We start from the raw sequence: 24,766 nt of genomic DNA, 5'->3' as shown, positions 1-24,766 counted from the left end.
GGCTAAGGGCCACTAGCCAAGATATTAATGAAATTTTCATGGACATACGAGGGGGACGAAGACCGCAAGGTCCGGACCTTCCTGCAGGGACACGGTGTTTCGCACCGGATGTTTTCCCAGATGAAGCATAATGGTGGGGCAATCTTAGTGAACGACCACCAGGTTTATACTTCTGATTACGTTAAAGCTGGCGACGTGGTCACGATTATTATGCCGGTTGAAGAGGGCAATGACTTGGTCACCCCTGACTTTACCCCACTTGATATTATTTATGAAGACGACCACTTTTTGGCAGTAGATAAGCCCTATGGGGTTACGACCGTCCCGGGTCATGCTGACCGCTTACATACCCTGGTGAACCGGGTTAAAGGTCACTTGATTGACCAAGAGGCCGAGGACTTGGTCCCTCACGTAGTAACACGGTTGGACCGCGATACGTCCGGGATTGTCTTGCTGGCTAAGCACCGCTTCGCCCATGCCGTTTTGGACCAGCAGCTTCAAGACCACTCGGTTGAAAAGTTCTATACTGCCTATGTGTCGGGCCACTTGCCAGACGACCACGGGATGATCGAAGAGCCAATTGGCCGCTTGGAAGGAGACTTTATCAAGCGGACGGTCACACCAGATGGTAAGCCATCCAAGACCGAATACTGGGTCGAACACCGGTACACCAATAACGCTGACCAGCCAATGACCCGGGTCAAGGTCCAGCTTCACACCGGCCGGACCCATCAAATCCGAGTTCATTTTGCTCACATTGGCTTTCCGTTGGTGGGGGATGACCTCTATGGTGGACCACTCTGGTACAGTCTGAAGCGCCAGGCCTTGCATGCCTACCAGATGACCTTCTACGACCCCTTTATTGAAGATTACCGCCACTTGCAGACGGATTTGCCAGAAGACTTGCAGGCTTTGAAGGAGATTGAGGATTAGGTCTTGTCGTTTTACGACTTAGGTGCCAAATCCAAACTTGATTTGAAAGGAAGAACCATGGAATTAGACCATGAACAGCAAATTAACCAGGCCGTCCAATCATTGACCGACCTGTTAGAAAACGGCCAAGACGACGAGTTCATGTCGGCCTTTACGGCCTTGCACGACTTTGAAATGGGCCAGGTCTACGCCGAATTGCCCGTCCATATCCGCGAGGTTGCCTGGCGGGTGATGGATGACGAAACCTTAGCCACGGTCTTTGACAACCTGGAAATCGAAGAAGAAGACCAGGTCGACTTACTCCAAGAACTGCCAACCCAAAAGGGGGCTGATGTCTTAGAGGAGATGTTTGCCGATAACGAAACCGACCTGTTCCAGGCGATGACCAAGGACCAGGCCGACCAGTACCTGGAACTCCTGCCCGATGACCATGCTGGTGAAATTAAAAAGTTGACCCAGTATGGGGATGAGACCGCCGGGGCTTTGATGGCAACTGAGTACTTGGCTGTCACTGCCGGTGAAAAGGTTAAAGACGTTTTGGCTCAGGTCAAAAAGCAGGCCGAAGAAGCCGAGTCAATTATCTATGTCTACGTCGTCGATGAGGCTCACCGCTTGGTCGGCATTGTTTCCCTGCGTGACCTATTGACCCACCCGGATGAGATGGCGATTGATTCAATTACCAATACCCGGGTGATTTCGGTTAATTCCGCCGATGACCAGGAACAGGTCGCCCAGGTCGTCGCCGATTACAACTTCTATTCGATTCCAGTGATTGATAACGTGAAGGACCGACACCTGCTTGGGATTATCACCGTCGATGACATTGTTGATGTGATTGATGAGGAAGCGGTGGAAGATTATTCCGGCCTGGCCGCCGTGGATGTTTCGGAAACCGATGATTCGGCCTGGCATTCCGCTTTGAAGCGGGTGCCGTGGTTGGTCACCTTGCTAGTTCTGGGCTTGACCACTGCCGCCTTAGTAATGGCCTTCGAACATACCATCCGCGAGGCCCCAGTCTTGGCGGCCTTTATCACGGTGGTGGCCGGCACTGCCGGGAACGCCGCCACTCAGTCGCTCGCCCTGGCTGTCCGCCAGGTCGGCGCTGGGTCTGAAAAAACAGTCTTGAAGAACTTCACTTCAGCGGTTTTGTCCGCCTGTGTGCTGGCCTTGGTAGCTGGCCTGATCCTTGGTGGGGTTAGCTGGGTCTGGCTGGGGAGCCAGGACTTATCCTTGGTTTTGGCCATATCAGTTGCTCTGGCAATTGTTTTGGCTTCTAGCCTAGCAAACCTAGTGCCGGTTGCCCTGGCCAAGTTCCAGGTTGATCCAGCCGTTATTAATAGCCCACTGGTCACGACCATCTGTGACTGGATATCTCTCTTGGTTTACCTGACGGTGGCGACGGGGATGTTGGATATGATTGTGGGGAAATAGATTTAGTTTAGAAAGCACTCTTGTTAGGGTGCTTTTTTTATTGCTTACAAATAACCTATAATTAATTTGATATAATATTACTTATTTTGTATTTTTAATAATGGTTGTATACCTTATTTTAGGAGAGAAGATATACATGTTTTTAAAACGAACTTTTCAATTTATTTTTTCGGCTTTTTTGATTGTTTTTATTTTATCCCAGCTAATGAGCCAAAAATTAACAAATACGATTGTGATTTTATTGTTGATGGTATTCGTATATTTCCTAAAAAATTGGAGAGGAATAGGGTTCCAATTTCTTAAAGATAAAAGGATTCAATTGTTTTTTACGGTAGTTTTCATTGCTATCAATATCTCTTTATTACTTTATGTCGCTTTGAATTTTCAAATTAACGATGTGTCGGACCCACTGAATGTTCAAATAAAAGCGACGGAATTGCTGCATGGAAATTATAATTGGCATACAGTTGGTGAAGAGTATTTTTATGTTTATCCACAGGTAGTGTTTTTTACTATTTTGTTGAGCAAAGTTATGTGGATTGGAATTCAATTAGGACTTTCAATTCAACTAACCTTAAGAGTATTTATGTTTTTGATGTTAGCGGGTGTTTCATTATTTTCGTTGTTGACGGTTTGGCAGTTAAATCGGACAAATAAGTCATTATTAATTACCGCAACGATTCTAATGAGTTATCCGGTGATGTATCTTTATCCAGATATGGTTGTTTATACAGATACGGTGTCAATGTTTTTGATGTCAACCTGTCTGTACCTTGTTGCAATAATTATTACGTCGAGTAAACGTTGGTTAAATGCAATTGCTCTGCTAATACTTTTATTCACTTTTAGCCTTTTGTATACGGTTAAGGCTAATATGGTCATTTTGTTACCAGCAGTGATGCTTGTGGCTGTTGTGTCGGCAGTTTGGAAATATAAAAACACTAAAAAGTTAGTATTAGTTGCGGTCGCTTTAATACTTGGCGTGGCCTTTTCAACGATGAATTTGAATCATTTTACTCAGAAGCATAGTTTTGACACGAAACAAATGAAAACAATGGCTTTACCCGTTACACAATGGGTTAATATGGGATTGGACCCTATCAATGGTAATGGTACCTTCTATTCTGAGGGAAGTGGTTCTTATAATTTGAATGATGATAATAATGCTCGCCAAAGTGTTATTGATAATAATCCTGGGTTGATTAAAGAATCAATTAAATACCGGATCAAAACACTTGGAACTGGAGGGCTTTTTAATTTATTTTTGGCAAAGGCCCAAATGCTTTTAGGTACACCACTTTTTGGCTATGGCCGGTATATGTCAGGTTATGAAAAAGCACCAAGTTTCTATCTGAAACACCAATCAATGTTGAACACTTTATTGAGTATTATGGCTACAACGGTTTTGGGGTTGGCCATGTTGAATTTGCTTTTTAAAATTAGGGATTTTGATAATTCATTTAACGAAGGTCAAAAAATATTCTTTCTAATTATATTGGTGGCAAGCATTGCTTTAACATTCTTTCATACCGTGTTATGGGAAGTGGAACCACGGTACTTCTTGCCGTTGCTTTATCCGTTAATTATTTTGAGCGCTGTCGATTTTAAGGTTACATTGCAAAATAAAATTTTGGAGTTCCTTGGTGTCTTTAAAAATACGTCACATTTAATTGGCCTTGGTGTACTAACGGTTATCGTGTTGTCATTGGTGTTGCAAGGTAGTCGTCAAATCATGAGTACTGCTTTTGGTAATATGGAATACCCTGTTCGCATTAATATTCAGGGATCGATTTCTATAGAGAAAAAGGTAAGTTTTACTTTGCCAGTTCCACAAGATATTGATATATTGAAAGTGAATATCCAACCTAGTTCGAATTTGAAAGTTCTGTTAAATGGTCGTGATGAATTTATTGCTCAAAATGGTCAGTACATTTACCAAAATCATCTTAAGGCCGGTAAAGTTAAAGTGACTTTGGAAAATACTGGCGATGAGCCGATAACTGTTGGAATGTACCAACAGATTAGCTTGTTCAAAACGTTGTTCCATGGCTCAGCAGTCATCGATAATGGTCAGCAATATTATTTGCCATATGAGATGGATATTTATGATAAAACACCTGTTCAAACTTGGAATTATAGTTTAGGTATTCCACAAAGTAATTAAAAATTATTAAGATGAAAATTCAACTATGGAAATAGTTGGATTTTTTATTATAAAAGTCTATTAAAAAGCGTGATAGAGCGATTGATAATCTATGTCGACTATTATATTATTAAATAATGGACATTCGGAAACAATTAACAAACTTTTATACAAATTCCTTGGTTCGTATTCGACAAGGAAACCAAAAATTACAGTTATATGCCCTAACTGTAATTTTATTTTGGCTGAAGACAGATGTGGCCTATTGGAAAGAATTTAATGCTTTACACACAGATAACATTCTTCAATACTTAATCTTGTTGGTCACACCATTAAGCTTTTTGATGATTTTCTTTGCAATTCCATTATTTGTAAAAAGAAGAAAACTTTTTTATGGAACGTTAATAGCATGCCAATTGGTACTATCATTCTTTTTGTATGCCTTTATTTTGTATTACCGTAGTTTTTCTGATTTTTTGACGATTAATACAATTTTATATTCTTCTGCTGGTGGTCAACAGGGTGAACTGGCCCAAGCAATTGTTTTTAACCACCATGATGTTGTTTATTTCTTTGATTTTTTTACTTTAGTGGTTGGTATTTGGCTTACTCGTCATAATGAAGAATTCCAAGTAAAGTGGCCAAGTATTACTAAATGGATGGTTGTGGGCCTTGGATTATTTCTTTTGAGTTTTTCTATTTCATTTATTCACCGTCCTAAGTCATATGGTCGTTCCTTTAACCGCGAGTATGTTGTTCGTAATATTGGACTTTTCCCATTTTTAGGCGTTGATGCCTATAACTCTCATCAGTTGAATGAAAAACGCCGCCATGCTAGCTCCAAAGATCTTAATGGCGTTGAACAATATGTTAAGGATAATCAGACCGGTTTGAACATGTCTTATTATGGTAAGGCGAAGGGGAAGAACGTCATCGTAATTCACCTTGAATCGTTCCAGTTATCTTCGATTGATTTGAAGATTAATGGACAAGAAGTAACGCCGTTCTTAAATTCCCTTTACCACAGTAATAGTTCGATTTCTTTTGATAACTTATATAATGAGGTTGGTCAAGGCCGGACTTCTGATGCTGAAAACTTATTTGATACTTCAACCTTTGGTTTGTCACAGGGATCACTCTTTACCCAATTGGGGTCAAGCCAGGTCTTCCAAGCCTTGCCTGCCATTTTGAACCAACGGGCAGGGTATTCCTCAGCGGTCTTTCATGCCAATAACCCACTTTTTTATAACCGTAATAATGTTTATAAAAACATGGGCTATCAAAACTTCATTTCTTCTGATTATTTTGATAATTCTAAGAATAATGTTGCTACCTATGGTTTGAAGGATAAGTTACTCTTTAAGCAGTCAATCCCATATTTGGAACGGTTGCAGCAACCATTCTATGTTAAGTATTTGACAGTTACTAACCACGTTCCTTATACGCTGGCTAAAGAAGACCAAGACTCAAGCTTTAAGACCAGTAATTCTGGTAGTCAAGTAGTTGATAATTACTTTATTACCAATCATTACTTGGATGAAGCGGTCAAGGAGTTCTTTACTTACCTAAAGAAGTCCGGATTGTATGATAATACAATGGTGGTCTTGTATGGCGACCATTATGGTATTACCAGTACTGAATACCAAGCTCTGGCCAAGGCCACTAATAAGAAGGGTTCATGGACGGATTTGGATACTCAAAACCTGCAAAAGGTACCATTTATAATCCATATTCCTGGCATGACCAATGGCGGGATTAACCATACCTATGGTGGTGAAATTGATATTGCACCAACAATTGAGCACTTGCTTGGAATTTCAACCAACCGTTATCTTCAATTGGGACAAGATTTGTTATCTCCAACTCGTTCACAATTAGTGGTGATGCGAAATGGGGATTGGGTGACGCCAACACTGTCTTCGATTTCTAAAAAGATTTGGAATGTGAAGAATGGTAAAGAAATAACAAAGCTTTCGGCAACTCAAAAGAAGCAAGTTAAGGCTGACGAAAAGAAGGCTGAAAAGAAATTAGGTGTTTCTGATAAACTGAATGAGCGGAACCTGTTGCGGTTTTACTATCCAACCGATTTTGAAAAGATTAAGGCTAAGTCTTATAACTATTCGGTTAAGAGCACTGTTAGTCGGTTGAAGAAGTCTTCGACGGAAAAGGGGTCTACTTCTTTGTATGCTGAAAATGGTGGAAAAAGTACCTATTCAGAATATATTACGGATGCACCGGAAATGAGTACGTATAAGTATAAGAATTTGTTTAAGTAATCTTTAATAAAGCTAATTTAGAAACACTTGTTCATATTTTTGAACAAGTGTTTCTTTTTTATAACGAACATAATTTAATAAAGTCAAAAAAAGTATTAAGATGTCTTTTAAATGTGGTAATCTATATGAAATCTTGTACAATAGATAGTTGGAGCACAAATTGTAAATAACAATCTGATTATTCATAGTAACCAGGGAGAAATAAATATGAAAAAAATAGGAATATTGCTTGGGACGTTGCTAGTTGCTATTGTTGCAGTTGGTGGGTACTATTTGATTGTCCATAATGATTCTTCGAATTCGACATCAAGGAAGTTAACCTCAACTAGCACGTCTTCTACAGGGGCGTCTTCTACAAACGCGGCTAATACTGGTTCTAGTGCTTATATTGCATCTGTTTCAAGTGTTAGTGGTGTTAATTCAAAGAACTCTGCAAGTTACGACCCAAACAAAACTGTTAGTGGCCAGTCCGTAACCTCAGATGATATTACAATGGTTACTAACGAGTTAGAGCAAGCTGGTTTGCCTGCTAACGAGTGGGCACCAAGTGATATTCAAAAAATCATTACAGAAGCTTCACAACAAGGAATATCCCCTGTTAATTACGCAAAAGCAAATTATCATTCATAGGACTGATTAGACTAATCATGAAATTTAAACAAGTATTTTTATTTACAATTGTTATATCAATGATGGGAATAGTATCATTTTCTGCCTCTGGCATTAGTGCTGATAGTATTGCCCGTGTTAATGGCGGAGATTCAGGTATTCCTCGGATGGATGTCGTTGATGTTTCGTCAAATAACGGTTACATCTCAACTAATGATTATCAAATCATGAAGAATAATGGGGTTAAGACCATTATTGTTAAATTGACTGAAGGGACCAGTTACCGAAACCCTTATGCTTCGAGTCAGATTAATAATGCGAAGTCGGTTGGATTGCGAGTAGCGGGATACCATTTCTCTCGTTACACTGATTCATCAAGTGCACAGGCTGAGGCAAATAATTTTGCAGACTATGCTAATTCACTGGGGCTGTCTACCGGTAGCTTGATGGTAAATGACTTGGAGGCTAGTGGAACTGGCAATAGTATTGTTTCTTCTAGTTCTCGAGCATTTGATAATCAGTTGCATTCTCGAGGCTTTACGAATACTGGATTATATACGTTTATCTCGTATTATAACTCCACTGGTCTTGATGCTTCTTTTGTTGGAAATAAAAAAATTTGGATGGCCCAGTATCCATACACCCCATCTTCTAATAGTTTATGGAATACTCAATTTGGTATGTGGCAATGGTCTTCTAATGCTGGTTTCTGGGGCGTCAGTGGTACTTTTGATGTTTCAATTGATTATAGTGGGATGGCGACATCAGATCCTACTTATCAGACGCAAATTGATGGTAAATGGTATTTGATTGATTCAACTACCGGACAAAAACTCTATGGTCGTCAATATATTGCTGACCAAAATAAGTGGGTTTTGTATGATCGAACTACTGGTGCAATGCTGTACGGTCAACAATATGATGAAGGCCATTGGTATGACTTCGATCCTAATACGGGCGCTATGCAGTATGGGCGAATACATTTAGCTGATCAGAATAAATGGGTTTTGTACGATCGTAATAGTGGCTATATGTTATACGGCCAGCAGTATGATCAAGGTAACTGGTATTATTTTGATATAAACACAGGAGCCATGCAGTATGGACGTCAATATTTAGCTGATCAGAATAAATGGGTTTTGTACGATCGTAATAGTGGCTATATGTTATACGGTCAACAGTATGATCAAGGTAACTGGTATTTATTTGATCCTAATACGGGTGCTATGCAATATGGGTTCCAGAAGCTGCCACAAGGAACTGTATATTATGATGCTAATAGTGGTTACATGCTTTATGGATGGCAAACAATAAATAGTAAAACTTATTATTTTGATAAAAATTCAGGTAATTACTATATAGGTGAGCAAAAATTTAACGGTAAATGGTATTACTTTGATCCAAATAATGGAAGCATGCAAACTGGATTCCAAAAGATAGATTGGCGAACAGTTTACTATGCGTCAGATGGAACGATGCAATATGGTCAACAGACAATAGATGGTAAATCATACTTATTAGATAGTAATAATGGATCTGTTCAATATGGACGACAATATATAGCAGCTGATAAAAAATGGGTTTTGTACGATCGAACTACTGGTGCAATGCTTTATGGTCAACAATATGATCAAGGTAATTGGTATTTATTTGATGAAAAAACTGGAGCAATGCAGTATGGATTCCAAAAACTTCCACAAGGAACCGTGTATTATGATATTAATACTGGGACAATGAAATACGGATTACAGACAATTAATGGAAAAACTTATTATTTTGATTTGAATTCCGGTGAATATTTAACTGGACAACAAGTAATTGATGGTAAAACGTATCTATTTGACACGGAAGGGGTATTGCAAACTGTAAATTCACAACCAATTCGATATGGTAGTGATGGAAATCTATTAAATGGTGAACAACAAATAAACGGAAAATGGTACTTATTTAATAATGGTGTGATGCAAACTGGATTCCAAAAGATAGATTGGCGAACAGTTTACTATGCGTCAGATGGAACGATGCAATATGGTCAACAGACAATAGATGGTAAATCATACTTATTAGATAGTAATAATGGATCTGTTCAATATGGACGACAATATATAGCAGCTGATAAAAAATGGGTTTTGTACGATCGAACTACTGGTGCAATGCTTTACGGTCAACAATATGATCAGGGTAATTGGTATTATTTTGACCCTAATACCGGGGCTATGCAGTACGGACGTGTATACTTAGCCGATCAGAATAAATGGGTTTTGTACGATCGTAATAGTGGCTATATGCTTTACGGTCAACAATATGATCAGGGTAATTGGTATTATTTTGACCCTAATACCGGGGCTATGCAGTACGGACGTGTATACTTAGCCGATCAGAATAAATGGGTTTTGTACGATCGTAATAGTGGTTATATGCTTTATGGTCAACAATATGATCAAGGACATTGGTATTTGTTTGACTCAAATACAGGGGCTATGAAGTATGGTTTCCAACAGTTGCCGCAAGGAACTGTATATTATGATGTTAATAATGGTTACATGCTTTATGGTAAACAAATCATAAATGGAAAAACTTATAATTTTGATGTTAATTCTGGACAGATAGTGAGTTCAAATTAAACATCGGGGAATTCATTTTATTTATTAAAATCAAAACATTCTTCTAATAATTTGTGAACTATTAGTGGTAAAAAATAAAATCATGGGCTAAACAGAATTGATGATTCTTGATTTTTAGAATTATTCTAACGTTTCCTGTGGTTTTTTATTTTGAGTTCGAATTAAATTACTTTATGATATGTTATTCGCTAGTGAGACTGATTCTTTATTTAATAAGATATGAATGTGTAGTAAAATATTTCTATCAAGAATTTTAGGAATGAAATAATGCAAGTCGCTAAAAATTACCTTTACAACGCAGCTTACCAGCTGCTGAATATTATTACGCCATTGATTACTTTGCCGTACTTAGCCCGTGTCCTTGGCAAGAATGGTGTAGGAATTGCTTCATGGACGAACTCATTGGTTACTTACTTCCTATTAATTGCTAGTTTAGGGATTGTAACTTACGGTTCACGTGAAATTGCCTACGTTCGAGAGAATGAAGAATTACGGCAAAAGAAGTTCTGGGAAATTCAGATTTTGCACTTTTTGGCCGGCTTTGTTGCAATCGCCCTTTATATCTGTTTTATCTACCTTGGTGGTGACTTAAACCACCGTATCCACGAAAATCAGTTATATCTCTGGTACCAAATATGGGTTATCTTTTCCGGTATCTTTGATATTTCTTGGTACTTTATGGGAATGGAAGACTTCAAGAAGACGGTCTTACGGAACATGACGATTAAGCTATTGATGACCGTAATGATTTTTCTCTTGGTGAAGCGGCCAACGGACATTGGCGCTTATATTTTGCTTCTAGCTCTTTCGCAAGTCTTTGGAAACTTGTCAATGTGGTTGTACTTGATTGGTAAGTTCCGATTACCTAAGTTTAAAAATCTGGACCTGAAAGGGCATTGGCATCCAATTATGCTGATGTTTTTGCCAACCATCTTTACTCAGATTTACCTACAGTTGAACAAAACGATGTTGCCCTTTATTACGGGAGCAACGGCCAGTTCAGGAATTTACGATAATGCTGATAAAATCGTGAAAGTCTGCTTGGCCTTGGTGACTTCTGTTGGAATCGTGATGCTACCACGGATGTCAGCTCACTACGCTGCTGGTGAACATGACCAAATGAAAAAGTCGATTCATGCTTCGATGGACTTTGTATCTGCAATTGCTATCCCATTGGCATTCGGAATTGCCGGGGTTGGCCCAACGGCAATGATTTGGTTCTTGGGCCCATCTTGGACGGAAGTTGGTTCCGTTTTGAGTCTATTGGCGCCAATTATTGTCTTTATCGGCTGGTCGGATGTGATTGGAAACCAGTATTTGGTGCCAACAAAACGGCTACATGACTTTACTTGGTCAGTTTCATTTGGGGCGATTGTTAATATTGTATTGAACCTTGTCTTTATCCATCTATGGAGCGTTGATGGAGCGGCCTTTGCAACTGGCGTATCTGAACTTGCTGTTATCGCTTACCAGCTAGTTGTGACGCGCAAAGATATGAATGTCTGGGCCCATTTCCAGGGTGTTTGGCGGTACCTGCTTGCCGGTTTCTTAATGTTTCTTGCTGTCCGTTACTTTGCAGGAACGCATGGGATTAGTATTAAGAGTACTCTGGTTGAAATGTTAGCTGGTATTGTTATTTACCTGTTGGCCTTGCTGATTTTGCAAGCTCCGTTGTTAAAAAGGCTATTACAGGGAGAATTGTTCCGTTCGTAGTCAATATCTGGTATAATTAAGCGTTGTGCACCAAATTTATAAGTAATTGGAGGATGGGGTATTGAAACAGTTTCTGTTTTATCACCTTCCCAAAAGAATTTTAGATATCGTTGTATCTGTAATTGCGATGGTAATCCTATCGCCGGTCTTTCTAATCATTGCAATTATTATTAAGACTCATAAAGGGACGAGCCATATTTTTTATTCGCAAGAGCGAGTTGGACGGTATGGTAAAAAGTTTAAAATTTATAAGTTTCAATCAATGGTTGATAATGCTGATGAGATTTTAAGGTCTAATGAAGCACTTTATCAAAAATTTGTCGATAATGGTTATAAACTACCGACTGAAGAAGATCCGCGTATTACCAAAATAGGAGCACTGCTGAGAAGAACCTCGTTAGATGAATTACCCCAATTCGTAAATACGTTAATCGGTAATATGTCAATTATCGGTCCACGACCTGTTGTCGAAAGTGAATTGATTGAATATGGGAACCAAGACCGGATCGATAAGTTTTTATCGGTTAAGCCGGGTGTGTTTGGCCAGTGGCAAGCTTCAGGACGTTCGAATATTGGCTATCCGGAACGAGCAGAGATTGAGCTCGGTTATGTCGATGAAGCTAATTTGGGATTAGATTTTAAAATTATGTTCCAAACTGTTATTGCGATTTTTAAGGGCGATGGCGCCTTTTAAAAAAATTATTTAGGAGAAAAAAATGGAATTTTCATTTACTGATTTGATGAAACGCTTTTGGAAGTATGCATGGCTTATTGTTTTACTGACAGTTGTTTTTGCGGGAGCTGGTTTTACATACGCAAAATCTGGTAAAGTGATTACAAATTATTCAGCAAGCCGCTCGGTGATTATTGCTAAAGATAATACGGGTGTCCGCGATCCTAATTCGCGAGTACTTGCTGATAAAGCAACTGTTTCAACTTATGAAAAGGTTGCTCAAGATGATGCGATTGTTTCTGAAGTAAAGTCTGAATTACCATTTAACTTATCTAAGTCAGAGATTAATTCTGCCGTTAAAATTCAAAATCCAACTGATACGTTGATGATTACCTTCCAAGCGTCAGGTGAAAATACTTATCGTGCTAAGACTTTGGCTAATATTTATGCGGAAGTCTTTGCTAAGGTGGGACCAACGTTATACTCTGATATGGGCCAGCCTGATGTATTATCAAAGGCCACTGGTTCTGATGTTACTCGTTCTGCATTAAAGAATGCAAAAAAGTTAACAGTCTTCGGTGCACTGTTTGGATTCGTTTTGTCTGTTTTCGTTATTTTAATTTCAGGCATCCGTTCTAACTATCGATTAGCAAAGAAGCAAGGATGATTTAGGAGATATGGTTAATTTTCTTCTCCCAATTACATTTTTCTCAAAAATGTACACATATTCATTAGCTGAGCCAATGACGATGGTAGCATTTCCGTTCTTTGTAATGCTGATTCTAATCCAGCTATTTCGGTATCCAAATCGTGTAAAATCGATCATACCATCAAACAAAGCAATTATTTATGCTTTGTTTTTTTGGGTGATCCAGCTGATTGCGATGCTTGGTTCTTATATGAGCGTTGGGGAAAGTCAAGTCACTTGGGGATTAATTCATTCACCAGTCACATTAGCGGGATGGACAGTCGCGGTTTATATCGCTTGGGCAGTTTTGCAGGTAACTGTGCTAGACGAAAAAGATGAAAAACGGTTTATTAAATCTGGCTTAATCGGATTGATGTTTTACTTACTGTTAGTTATTATTCCACAGATATTTGTGACCTTAAAAGTTCATGGATTTACCGGATATGTTGATCTCTTAGCTAGACTGTTTGAGAGTCATTGGAAGTCGTATGCTGGCTATAATTTCTATGCTAATGGTTCTTACGCCACAACACTTCACCGAGTGAATGGTTTTGAACCGGAGGCCTCCTACTTAGCTAACATGTTAAGTGTGACTTATCTGCCAATTTTAATTGGCCTAACGGTTTCTGGTTATCAAATTTGGAGCCGTTTTTCTGAAAAAAATCGAAATGTAAAATTGAATACGCTGTTTGTTTTCAGTATATTAGTAATATTGTTACTTGCTAAAACAACGACTGGAATCTTAGCTGCTATCGTTGCTTACATTCTTTGGTTTCTTTGGTCTCGCGGAGGCTTACGAAAATCGATTTTCTGGATAGCTATATTTGGAATGTTAGCCTTAACGTTTGGATATTTTGAAGTACATGCAATTCAAAGCATTTTGAACCAATTCCTTTTTGCAAAGCAAGGGACTGATAATCGTTGGGGTGGAACTATAGCTTTAGCTCTCACCTTTATTGGCCACCCATTGATTGGTGTTGGAACAGGGTTTACATCATATTATACGATTCAAAATTTTCCGATGTCATCTGCTAATAATTTCGAATTTCAGCAAATATATTCGCAACACGGTTTCCCAATACTATCTGAATTTTTGGGTTGGATGGCCTCGTTTGGTTTGGTAATCATGGTTCCTGCATTCTTTTTGTTAGGTCGATTAATTATGCGGACCTTCTTAGTACAGGACCGCTTGATGAAACTTTCAGAAACTGAAATTGATAAAACATGGTCACGAACTTTGCATGTTGCCTTTATTTCGATGATTGTTTTGGTAGCATTTTCTTCCATTTTTATTATCCGTGTCTATCTATGGCCCTACCTTCTCATGTTCTTCTTCTACCGGAAGCACGTGATGCGCTTGGAAGAGGAGTTGAAACGATGAAAGTTTATATTGCAACTCATAAACCGTACGAAATGCCACAAGATAACCTTTATCAACCATTAATGGTTGGTTCGGTCTTGCGAGACCAAATTCCGGCTGGCTACCAACATGATGACCAGGGGAAAAATATTTCAGATAAGAATCCCAACTTTAATGAGTTAACCGGGATTTATTGGATGTGGCAAAACTCTGATGAAGAGGTTGTTGGTTTAGTACATTACCGCCGTTACTTCGGTAAGAAAGGTGGTCATGATTTATCTAACCGGATTGACCGAGAGACTTTAGCTAAGTTACTTGAAAGCAATGATGTTTTGCTACCAAAGCAGCGCAATTACTTCATTGAAAATCAGAAGAATCACTACCTTCATGCCCATGCTCATCAACCATATGAGACGATGGCAACGGTGATTCAGAATGATTTCCCTGACTTTTATCCAGCCTTTCAACAAATGGAACAATCAACTAAGGCCCATCTTTTTAACATGTTTATTATGAAAAAAGAAGCCTTTGATGACTATGCCACATTTGTTTTTGGCGTATTGGAAAAGGTTGAGGAACAAACAGACTTGTCCATCTTACACGGACAAGATGCTCGCGTCTTTGGCTTCTTGTCAGAGAGGCTAATGGATACATGGCTTCACACACGTAATTATTCTTATCAAGACTTGCCAGTAATTAGTCTGGAAAAGACGAACTGGTTGGACAAGGGGACTCAGTTCTTAAAGCGGAAGTTTTTACCAAACTCTAAGAAAAAGGTACATTTCTAATGGCAAATAAATTTAATACAAAAAATTATGACTACTTAATCGTTGGTGCTGGTCCCTTTGGGATGACCTTCGCCTATGAAGCAGCTAAGCGCGGCAAGTGCTCATTGGTTGTTGAAAAGCGTGGCTTTGTTGGTGGAAACACCCATACCCACACTGAAAATGGTATTACGGTGCACGATTTTGGTGCCCATATCTTCCACACTGATAACAAAGAAGTTTGGGATTATGTCCGAAACTTTGCCGAATTCAATGGTTTCCAAAACCAAGTGGTTGCTAACTACAATGGTAAGCTCTTTAACCTGCCATTTAACATGAATACGTTCTACCAAATGTGGGGAACTAAGACTCCTGCAGAAGCAAAGGCCAAGATTGAAGAACAAAAGGCTGCTGCCTTGAAGGAATTGGGTGACCGTCAACCACGGAACTTGGAAGAACAAGCAATTTCTTTGATTGGTACTGATATCTATGAAGCCTTGATTAAGGGCTACACTGAAAAGCAGTGGGGTCGTAAGGCGACTGAATTGCCAGCCTTTATTATCAAGCGTTTACCGGTTCGTTTTATCTATGATAATAACTACTTTAATCATCGTTATCAGGGAATCCCAGTTGGCGGTTATACCCAAATCTTTGAAAATATGGTTGACAGGTCAAATGGTTTGATTGATGTTTTGACTGATACGGACTTTTTTGATCACAAAGATGAATTCATGGCTGAATTCTCAAAGATTGTTTATACTGGTATGATTGACCAATTCTTTGACTACAAGTTCGGTGAATTGGAATACCGGTCAGTTCGTTTCGAACACGAAACCCTTGATACTGACAACTACCAAGGTAACGCTGTGATTAACTATACGGATGCTGAAACACCATTTACCCGTCAAATGGAATGGCGTCACTTTGATGGCTTAGCTGATGAAGGCAAGACCATCATCACGCGTGAATACCCACAAAACTGGGACCGGACGAAGGAAGCTTACTACCCAGTTAACGACGAAAAGAACACGGAACTGTACAAGCAATACGTGAAGGCAGCCCATGATGAAGCTCCTGAAGTGCTATTCGGTGGTCGTTTGGGTAAGTACCGTTACTTTGATATGGACCAAGTCTTTAACGATGCTTTGAACACTGTCCGCCAAGAATTCGGGGTGGATGATGACTTTAACTTTGCGCATGATGAGGTAAAGTGAAATTTAGGATATCGGATTGTTACGTTAATTCGATATCATACATATGTATGAGGGAGAAGAACAGTGCAAGATTCTAATCAACCAAGCGTACTTTCTTTAGTAGTACCGGTTCATAATGAACAAGATACTATTCAAATCTTTTATGATGCAATTCAAAAAATTGATGACCAATTAAGTGCTGCGGTTCATTATCATTTTATTGATGATGGGTCGACTGATAAAACACTATCAATTTTGCGAAATTTAGCTGGAAAAGATAAAAACGTTCATTACGTTGCTTTTTCTCGTAATTTTGGTAAAGAAGCCGGTCTTTATGCTGGCCTACAATCCGCTGACGGTGACTATGTTGCCGTAATGGATGTTGATTTGCAAGACCCACCTGAATTACTGCCTAAGATGCTTGCAGGTGTCCAAAGTGGTGAGTATGATGCTGTGGGAACCCGCCGGGCTGATCGAAAGGGTGAAGCCAAGCTTCGTTCATGGTTCTCTGAACAGTTCTATAAATGGATGAATAAGGTTTCTCAAACGCACTTGGTTGATGGTGCCCGTGATTACCGAGTCATGAGTCGACAAATGGTTGAATCAATTTTGTCACTTTCTGAAAGTCAACGGTTTTCAAAGGGAATATTCACTTGGGTAGGTTTCCGAACTAAGTATATTCCATTTGAAAACCGAGAGCGTGTTGCTGGCAATACTTCGTGGTCATTTTGGTCATTATTTAAATACGCTATAGAAGGGATTGTATCTTTCTCAACGATGCCATTAACGATTGTGACATTTATTGGGCTTTTTTCTTTTGGAAGTTCAATAGTTGCCGGATTTTTTATTGTGATTCGTTCGATGTTGTACAAGGCTGCTGTTAACGGTTGGCCATCAATGGTCACGATTATGCTTTTTATTGGTGGATTACAAATGTTGAGTCTTGGCATTATTGGTCGATATTTGGCAGCAGTGTTTATGGAAACAAAAAGACGACCCATTTATATAAAAAAAGAAGAAAAATAAGAATGTAAATCATGAAAAATATACGTATTGAAAAAATAGTTTTAATTATATTGTTGGCTAGTTTAGGATCAATATTTTTTACCGCAAGTATTTTATTTCCTCTTGGTGGAGTTAAGGGTTCACAAACGGCCTTTTTACCCTTTCTATATAGATTGGGGGCTGCAACGGCACTATTCGTTTTTGCAAGTAGTTTGATTAAAAATAATAAGATTAATTGGAAAATATTTACAATTATTTTGATTATAACAGCGTTTATTATTCAACTTGTATTCTTAATCAAATTTTATCGGCCAATATATACTGACACTGGATATGTCATTACTATGGCTGGAAGATTAACTGACGGTAATCATAATTGGTACCATTATTTTTATGTATATCCAAACAATGTCAATGTTGTATTGTGTTGGGAATATATATTTAAAGCGCTGAAATTATTTGGTATAAATAGTGGATTTCTTACTTTAATACCATGGATTCAAATGATTACTTTAGATGCGGGAATTTTATTTTTATTTAGTTGTTTAAAGAGAATCAATAATAAATTTTCAAAAATTTTTCTGCTATTAAGTTTATTCTATACACCATGGTTTATGTTTGTTCTTTTTCCATATAATGATGTATTTTCAATTGCATTAATTATGGTCGTTATTGGACTTTTTGTTAATATATTGACCGCTCAAGAAAAGAAAAAAGAAATATTCAATTTCCTTGTGATGTTTCTTGTAATGGCGTTAGCTGTTTCAATTAGACAGAATGCTGCAATTGTTTTAATAGCTCTTTTACTTACAATTTTATTTAGCAGAAAATATCATTTTACAATTAAATTTGTTCTTATTGCAACTGGGATAGTCTGTGTTATTGGCTCTTCAATATTATTTTCATCAGTTCAGAAACACGAGGGATTTACAAGTGACCCACAGTTAGTGACGCCAGCCATTAGATATGTGAATATGTCCTGGAACCCCAATACTCACGGAGAAATAGAACAAGCTGACTCGGGTTTGTATCAAAATTTACCTAAAAAAGAACGATCAGAAAAAATTACTACTGAGTTGTTTCATCGTTTGAAAGAACTTGGAATTAAAGGCATTGCAGTTCATCTTGTCAAAAAAGAAGCGTTTATGTTTTCTATAGCCTATGCGAATCAGGATATGGGTCGACTACAAATCCGTTCACCGTTATTGTCTTCTGAATGGCAATCACGTTATTTTATTGAATCGGTTGGAAATTTATTTCAACCATTCTATCTCTTGATTATATTCTTTGCGATTGTTGGTAGTTATGTTTCTTTCAAAAATGTGAATAAACTAGCCGAAAAACATTTTGAGGTCATTTTGTTTTCCGCACTGAGTTTTGTAGGTTTTTTTGTTTTCCATATTTTCTTTTGGGAAGTACGCGAACGTTATGCATTACCATTAATTCCATTTTTATTAATTTTTACAGCAATTGGACTTTATTATTTCTATAATAATGATACTTCCTTTGTTAAAAAGTATTTACCAGTTTCAATAAAAAGTATATCCGCAGTATCAATTTCATTGTTGATATTAAGTTTTTTCTTTTCTTTTGGGCACTCTCAACAAAAAACTACGTATTATGGTGCTGTTTATGACTCTGGATTTACTATGTACTCAGAAAATAATTCTGAATTAGTAAAATTAAAACCACATGCAGAGTATAGTAGTAAGATTTTTAAATTGACAGGTGCTGCTAATAATTTTTCTTTGGATTTTTCTGGGCTAACAGCCAAGCAAGCCAATAGCTTGAAATTGGAATTGATCAATACCGATAGTCAACAAAAATGGAATTTGAAAATAAGCAATAGAATGATGAGTTTTGATAGTCGTTATCCTTCTGGTAATTATGTAATTAAGATTAAGAACTCGTCTTATTATTCCTTTAAAACTCCTGCAGTACAAAATCTAGGGACAACAATTATTCAAGGTCCAGATATTAGTGAGAATAATCATTTGAAAAAAGGAGAAAACTTTATATTTGCCTTTTCTGACATTCACCAAGATACATGGATTAATATTTATGTTTATGTTGTTTTGCATCTATTGTTTATATCATTGAGTATGATAGGAATATTGAGTTATGGAAGGAAAAATGATGAAAAGTAGGTCATTTCGTTCTTTTAAAATGAACCAAAGTATATTTATCGATTTATTATTCATATTTATATTGTCGGTAGTTGCAGTTTTACCAGCTTTTACTGGCCATTATTACAATTCTTCATCTGATGGATTTAATCATTTGGACCGTTTTGAAAATATTTTTGAAGCACTGAAAGCGGGTCATTTGCCTTCTTTATTTAATTTTGGATATGCACCTAGTAATAGTGAACCTGGAGCTGCAATAAATGGGCTATATCCATGGTTTCCGGGACTGATTTTTGTTTTACCCCGATTTGTTATTAACGATCCCATTATTTCTTTGGCATTTGGATTTGTAATTTTAAATATGATTACGATGTTTAATGCACGAATCTTAATGAAAGAATTGACCAATAAGCATATTCTTGTATGGCTCGGGATTATTCTTTATGAATTTAATAATTACCACTTAATTGATTTATATTCTCGTTCTGATTTTGGTGAGTCTTTTGCATATGCTTGGCTTCCATTGGTTGCTGTGGGCTTAATACAGATTCATAGTGAGAAAAAATCAGGTGCGTGGTTATTAGGACTAGGAATGGGCTTAATTGCTAATAGTCATGTATTGACACTATTAATGTCTTTTGTGTTTATCATTGTTTTTGAAATATATGAATTTGTTAAGGGCCAAATTAATTTTAAAAAAATTAAAAAAATTGTTTATGCTGGGATTATTTCATTACTCGTTGGATTTTATTCCTTATATAATATTATAATTATTTATGCTAATGCTAAGATTGCGGAACCAGCTCACTATTTATTGGCAGTAGACCCCGTGGTTTTTGTTACATCATTTATTCAGAATGATATGGGCGAAAAAGGGTATTGGGCTTATGGTTTACCAATGCTGCTCGTACAAATTGTATTAACAATATTTTTGTTTAAAGAATCCAAAAAATCGAAATGGCATCCTTGGTTAATTATTGCAGACCTATTAACTATTGGAATTTTAAATTGGTGGCCATGGTTTAAGCTTGAAAAAACCTCTTTATCTTTGATTCAGTTCTTACAAAGAGCAAACTTGTTTATTGTTTTATTCTTGTCAATTGCAGCAGTCTTATACTTTAATCAACAAAAAATAGTCAATACAAAAAAAATATTGTTGATAGCAGTATCCGTTTGTTTATTTTCTTTGGTTGGGGCATACCAAGTTCACGTTCATTATATAGGCCCCCAAACTTATCATGATATTGTGACAAAGGAAAATTACAATAGTATTTTACAAACTAGGTACAGTTTTGGTGAATTCTTACCAATTTCTAAAAAGACAGGTAAGGTGCAATTGGAAGGTAATGATAATAAGACGGTTAAAATTAGTGAAATGTATCGAAAGTCTGATGCCATCAAATATCAGGTAAAGACTTCAAAATCACAATTAGTTTCATTCAATACCGTTATGTATGATCATTTTAAATATTCAATCAAAATAGATGGAAAAGCTTCTGAAAGTGCATCGATTAATCAGGTGCAGGTTTTTGTACCAGAAGGTGAACATACAGTTTCTGTGAAAGCAACTAGTTCAAAAAATGAAATACCATTCTGGACTACAGTATTAGCTATTATATTATCAACTATTAGAATTTTCACTTTTTATAATCGGAAAAATAAGGATAAGGATTAAAAAATGAAGCAAAAAGTATCGGCGGTTGTAGTGACTTATAATCGCTTAGAACTTCTTAAAGAAGTTATTGCTAGCTTACAAGGACAAAAAAGTCCTGTTAACCATATTATTATTGTAGATAACGCCAGTCAGGAAGACACAAAAGAGTACTTAGAATCACTTGGTGACCAGATTGACTATGTCCGTTTGGAAGAAAACCTTGGTGGTGCCGGTGGCTTTAACCGAGGAATCCGTTATTTTATGGAACATACAGATGATGACTTTGTTTGGCTGATGGATGATGACACGGTTACTCATCCTGATACTTTAGAAAACCTATTATCATTTGCTGATGACAAGAAAAACTTTGGTTTCTTAGCATCCGATGTTCGTTGGATTGATGGTCATCGTGCTAAGATGAACCAACCTGCGCCAATGAACCGCTTAAAGCTCATTCCAGAAGATCAAACAGAACCAATTCAGTTGCAAAACGCAACCTTTGTTTCTTTGCTGATAAAGCGTGAAATTGTTGCTAAGATTGGCTTACCGATTACTGATTTCTTTATCTGGGGTGATGATATCGAGTATACGGAACGTGCAGGCCGGGTGGAGCCTGGGTATTTTGTTCCGAGTGCTAAGGTTACCCATAAGATGGGGGCTAACGTTGGTTCAAGTTTGTTGAATGACGGGCCTGAACGAACACAACGTTATTTTTATTCATATCGAAACAAAGGTTATTACATCCGTAAACGTGGTTGGTATCGTAAGAACCGGGCTCGGTTGCGTACAATGGCAGAATATTGGCAAATTAAATTGTCTAAGACGGATCGTAAGGCTGAAAAGCTTGCTGTTATGAAAAAGGGAATGAAGGCTGGTAAGGAGTTTAATCCCATCGTTGAATTTGCTGAGCAAATAAATAAAAAATAAATATATCTATTAATATGAAAAAGATTATCAAAATAATTACTTTTATCTTAATTTTTATAACGATAATAGGTAGCATGTATGGTTATAAACATCGTAATGGCATTCAAAATAGAATTAATCAAATTGGAATTACACGACTTACATGGAAAAACGTCAATTCTATTAAAGCTACGTTAAAGAATAATACTAGCTATCATGCCCCCAAATTTAAAGAAAAGCAGCTGCTTTCGGATGTTCCTAGTGGGGTGGAATATGATTCTAAAACTGGCAAATATGAAAAAGTTATTGTTTGGGACTCTTGGCCGGTTACTAATTCCGATGGTTCAGTAGCCAATTATCACGGTTATAGATTAACAATGGGGTTGACTTCTATTGGTGTACGTAGCGATAATACGATTTGTAAAATTGGATTGTATGCTCAAAAAATTTCTGATAAACAGACGGATATTAGTTCTTGGCAATATTTGGGTAACGTTTTTAATACCTTTGGTGAAGGTCAAAGTATCAAAGAAAAGGACATTTATCTTTCAAAAATGATGGGTGAATGGTCTGGATCAACTACTTTAATTAATAAAAATGATACATCACTACGATTGTTTTATACTAATGCTATTTTAGACAACAATCAATCACAAGCTTTGACTACAGCTAAAATTTCTGTTGTTGCAAAATCTGGTAATGATTGGAATTCTGGTCTTGTAATTGATCATAATAAAAATACTGATAATAAAACGATTTTTGTTGGAGATGGAAAAGTATACCAAAAATGGCAACAAGCAGTAAGCAGAGGTAATATTACCGATTCTTTTGGAATGCGAGATCCACATTTTGTTGTAGACCATGGGCATTATTATTTAATATTTATGGGAAACACAGGAACGAACTATGGATACCAAGGATTGAATAATCTTAAAAATCCAATGTATTTTGGTAGTTTCAGTATTTATCAAAAAGCTAAAAAAGGTATTTTAAATAATACAAACTCTGATATGTATAATCGAACATACCTAGCCAATGCAACTATTGGTAGACTCGAACTCAATAAAGATTTCACTGTTAAAAAAGTTATGAAACCGATGTTAACAGCAAATTCAACTAGTGACATGCTAGAAAGACCGGATGTCTTTAAATATAAAGGAAAATGGTATTTGTTTACTTGTACTTTCAGTGATCGATTATATGGATCAAGTACTAAGACGAACTATAAGACAATTCTTTTGGGTTATGTTTCAAGTGATGGAATTAATGGTCATTATAAGCCACTTAATGGGAATGGTTTAGTTCTTGCTAGTGACATTAATAGTACTGATTCAGATTATACTTATTCTTATCTAGTCGTGAAACCTGATAAAATTAAAGATGATAAATTTATTATTACATCATTCGAAGATAGTCGTACCTTAGCGCCAAGTTTTGTTTTGAAAATTAAAGGCAATAAAACAAAGTTAGAGCAAAATTATGTTCTCGATCAGGGATCTTTGACAACTACAGGAACTAAATATAAGGCGACTGCTCAGACAGGATTTAATTACTAATTTTTGTAAGCTTGAAGATTAACATCAGGATATTTCTTGTGTTAATCTTTTTGTTTTACCTCACTTTTAACGACACAATTTGCTATAATTATATAGATATAAGTAGCTGGAGGATCGAAATTTTGAAACAATTAGCAATCATTGTACCAGCATATAATGAGGAAGAATCATTACCAAAATCTTTAACAATTTTAGATGATGTTTTGAGGGAAATGGTTGATAATCATCAAGTAGCTAAAGACAGTAAAATTGTGGTAGTGAATGATGGTTCAAAGGATAGGACGTGGTCATTGATTGAGGAAATCTCTAAGAAGAATTCTTCAATTTATGGTGTTAACTTTAGTCGCAATTTTGGTCATCAAAATGCTGTAATCGGTGGATTAACAGCGTCACGTAAACATGCTGACGTATTCATCACTATTGATGCTGATCTTCAAGATGATGTTAATGCGATTCCAAAGATGATTGATGCCTTCAATAATGGATATGATATTGTTTATGGTGCACGTAGTGCTCGTAAGACTGATACTAGGTTTAAACGTTGGACGGCTGAAGCCTTCTATAAAATCATGAACAAAATTGGGGTAGAGATGGTTCCCGATGCTGCCGATTTTCGTTTAACTTCTGGACGTGCAGTTGATGAACTTTTAAAGTACGAAGAACGAAACCTATTTTTACGAGGTATTGTACCTAAGATTGGTTTTCCCAGCACAGTTGTTTATTATGAAAGAAAAGAGCGAGAGCAAGGAGAGTCAAAATATCCACTTCGTAAAATGCTTGGCTTAGCTTGGGATGGTATTTCGTCGTTTTCAATTGTTCCAATTCATTTTGTCTTATTTTTAGGCATCACGACCACACTAGTCTCATTTGGAATGGGTGTGTATACAATTATAGAGCATACTTTTGGTCATACGGTAACGGGTTGGCCATCATTAATGGTTTCAATTTGGTTCTTGGGCGGTATTCAATTAATCGGGTTATCTGTTATTGGTGAGTACTTAGGCAAGGTATTTAATGAAACGAAAAAGCGACCACGGTTTATTATTCAAGATAATCTATTAGAGAAAGACTGATATAATGAAAACATTAATGCAAAATAGTGTATTAATGTT

Annotated in this window: 18 protein-coding genes; all 18 read left to right on the top strand. The window is 37.1% G+C overall.

Annotated elements, in window-relative coordinates; genetic code table 11:
• Positions 1-27 precede the first annotated feature (27 nt).
• A complete protein-coding gene (locus tag AC5162_RS04045; RefSeq protein WP_496533971.1) occupies positions 28-933 on the top strand; it encodes an RluA family pseudouridine synthase in 906 nt (301 codons plus the stop codon).
• A 57-nt stretch (positions 934-990) separates the two neighbouring features.
• Positions 991-2,364: a magnesium transporter gene (mgtE, locus tag AC5162_RS04040; RefSeq protein ID WP_496533970.1), complete on the top strand. Its 1,374-nt coding sequence runs from the start codon at positions 991-993 to the stop codon at positions 2,362-2,364.
• A 136-nt stretch (positions 2,365-2,500) separates the two neighbouring features.
• Positions 2,501-4,528, top strand: a complete 2,028-nt coding sequence (locus tag AC5162_RS04035) for a hypothetical protein (protein WP_496533969.1) — start codon at positions 2,501-2,503, stop codon at positions 4,526-4,528.
• 116 nt (positions 4,529-4,644) lie between these two features.
• On the top strand, positions 4,645-6,783 hold the full coding sequence (locus tag AC5162_RS04030) for an LTA synthase family protein (RefSeq protein WP_496533968.1): 2,139 nt from the start codon (positions 4,645-4,647) through the stop codon (positions 6,781-6,783).
• Positions 6,784-7,020: 237 nt separating this feature from the next.
• The gene (locus AC5162_RS04025) at positions 7,021-7,413 is read left to right on the top strand and encodes a hypothetical protein (protein WP_496533967.1); all 393 of its coding nucleotides are present in this window, start codon (positions 7,021-7,023) and stop codon (positions 7,411-7,413) included.
• Between the two features lie 17 nt (positions 7,414-7,430).
• Positions 7,431-10,016: a GH25 family lysozyme gene (locus AC5162_RS04020; RefSeq protein ID WP_496533966.1), complete on the top strand. Its 2,586-nt coding sequence runs from the start codon at positions 7,431-7,433 to the stop codon at positions 10,014-10,016.
• A 267-nt stretch (positions 10,017-10,283) separates the two neighbouring features.
• Entirely contained in the window at positions 10,284-11,729 is a 1,446-nt protein-coding gene (locus AC5162_RS04015) for a flippase (RefSeq protein ID WP_496533965.1), read from the top strand.
• 61 nt (positions 11,730-11,790) lie between these two features.
• Entirely contained in the window at positions 11,791-12,423 is a 633-nt protein-coding gene (locus tag AC5162_RS04010) for a sugar transferase (RefSeq protein WP_496533964.1), read from the top strand.
• A 22-nt stretch (positions 12,424-12,445) separates the two neighbouring features.
• Positions 12,446-13,069 (top strand): YveK family protein, encoded by a 624-nt coding sequence (locus tag AC5162_RS04005; RefSeq protein ID WP_496533963.1) that lies wholly within the window; start codon positions 12,446-12,448, stop codon positions 13,067-13,069.
• A gap of 10 nt (positions 13,070-13,079) precedes the next feature.
• Complete coding sequence (locus AC5162_RS04000; RefSeq protein ID WP_496533962.1) at positions 13,080-14,471, top strand: O-antigen ligase family protein; 1,392 nt, start codon at positions 13,080-13,082, stop codon at positions 14,469-14,471.
• Positions 14,468-15,238 (top strand): DUF4422 domain-containing protein, encoded by a 771-nt coding sequence (locus AC5162_RS03995; RefSeq protein WP_496533961.1) that lies wholly within the window; start codon positions 14,468-14,470, stop codon positions 15,236-15,238. The genes AC5162_RS04000 and AC5162_RS03995 overlap by 4 nt, the downstream gene beginning before the upstream one ends.
• Positions 15,238-16,428 (top strand): UDP-galactopyranose mutase, encoded by a 1,191-nt coding sequence (gene glf / locus AC5162_RS03990; RefSeq protein WP_496533960.1) that lies wholly within the window; start codon positions 15,238-15,240, stop codon positions 16,426-16,428. Before AC5162_RS03995 ends, glf begins: the two co-directional genes overlap by 1 nt.
• 63 nt (positions 16,429-16,491) lie before the next feature.
• Positions 16,492-17,433 (top strand): glycosyltransferase family 2 protein, encoded by a 942-nt coding sequence (locus tag AC5162_RS03985; RefSeq protein WP_496533959.1) that lies wholly within the window; start codon positions 16,492-16,494, stop codon positions 17,431-17,433.
• 11 nt (positions 17,434-17,444) lie between these two features.
• Positions 17,445-19,559 (top strand): hypothetical protein, encoded by a 2,115-nt coding sequence (locus AC5162_RS03980; RefSeq protein ID WP_496533958.1) that lies wholly within the window; start codon positions 17,445-17,447, stop codon positions 19,557-19,559.
• Positions 19,534-21,213 (top strand): putative glycosyltransferase family protein, encoded by a 1,680-nt coding sequence (locus AC5162_RS03975; RefSeq protein WP_496533957.1) that lies wholly within the window; start codon positions 19,534-19,536, stop codon positions 21,211-21,213. Before AC5162_RS03980 ends, AC5162_RS03975 begins: the two co-directional genes overlap by 26 nt.
• Before the next feature lie 3 nt (positions 21,214-21,216).
• Positions 21,217-22,119: a glycosyltransferase family 2 protein gene (locus AC5162_RS03970; RefSeq protein WP_496533956.1), complete on the top strand. Its 903-nt coding sequence runs from the start codon at positions 21,217-21,219 to the stop codon at positions 22,117-22,119.
• A gap of 14 nt (positions 22,120-22,133) precedes the next feature.
• Positions 22,134-23,654 (top strand): glycoside hydrolase family 68 protein, encoded by a 1,521-nt coding sequence (locus AC5162_RS03965; RefSeq protein WP_496533955.1) that lies wholly within the window; start codon positions 22,134-22,136, stop codon positions 23,652-23,654.
• A gap of 122 nt (positions 23,655-23,776) precedes the next feature.
• Positions 23,777-24,727: a glycosyltransferase family 2 protein gene (locus AC5162_RS03960; protein ID WP_496533954.1), complete on the top strand. Its 951-nt coding sequence runs from the start codon at positions 23,777-23,779 to the stop codon at positions 24,725-24,727.
• Positions 24,728-24,766 lie beyond the last annotated feature (39 nt).

This window comes from Fructobacillus sp. ChS1-6f1-1-27, assembly GCF_059579415.1.
The sequence above is the reverse complement of the archived record's forward strand: the minus strand, read 5'-3'. Positions and strand labels throughout refer to the sequence as shown.

Coding starts and splice junctions, on each gene's coding strand:
- glf (WP_496533960.1), top strand. CDS start 15,238: ATGGCAAATAAATTTAATACAAAAAATTATGACTACTTAATCGTTGGT.
- AC5162_RS03970 (WP_496533956.1), top strand. CDS start 21,217: ATGAAGCAAAAAGTATCGGCGGTTGTAGTGACTTATAATCGCTTAGAA.
- AC5162_RS03965 (WP_496533955.1), top strand. CDS start 22,134: ATGAAAAAGATTATCAAAATAATTACTTTTATCTTAATTTTTATAACG.
- AC5162_RS04030 (WP_496533968.1), top strand. CDS start 4,645: ATGGACATTCGGAAACAATTAACAAACTTTTATACAAATTCCTTGGTT.
- AC5162_RS03980 (WP_496533958.1), top strand. CDS start 17,445: ATGAAAAATATACGTATTGAAAAAATAGTTTTAATTATATTGTTGGCT.
- AC5162_RS04005 (WP_496533963.1), top strand. CDS start 12,446: ATGGAATTTTCATTTACTGATTTGATGAAACGCTTTTGGAAGTATGCA.
- AC5162_RS04045 (WP_496533971.1), top strand. CDS start 28: ATGAAATTTTCATGGACATACGAGGGGGACGAAGACCGCAAGGTCCGG.
- AC5162_RS04020 (WP_496533966.1), top strand. CDS start 7,431: ATGAAATTTAAACAAGTATTTTTATTTACAATTGTTATATCAATGATG.
- AC5162_RS04015 (WP_496533965.1), top strand. CDS start 10,284: ATGCAAGTCGCTAAAAATTACCTTTACAACGCAGCTTACCAGCTGCTG.
- AC5162_RS04000 (WP_496533962.1), top strand. CDS start 13,080: ATGGTTAATTTTCTTCTCCCAATTACATTTTTCTCAAAAATGTACACA.
- mgtE (WP_496533970.1), top strand. CDS start 991: ATGGAATTAGACCATGAACAGCAAATTAACCAGGCCGTCCAATCATTG.
- AC5162_RS04035 (WP_496533969.1), top strand. CDS start 2,501: ATGTTTTTAAAACGAACTTTTCAATTTATTTTTTCGGCTTTTTTGATT.
- AC5162_RS03995 (WP_496533961.1), top strand. CDS start 14,468: ATGAAAGTTTATATTGCAACTCATAAACCGTACGAAATGCCACAAGAT.
- AC5162_RS03975 (WP_496533957.1), top strand. CDS start 19,534: ATGGAAGGAAAAATGATGAAAAGTAGGTCATTTCGTTCTTTTAAAATG.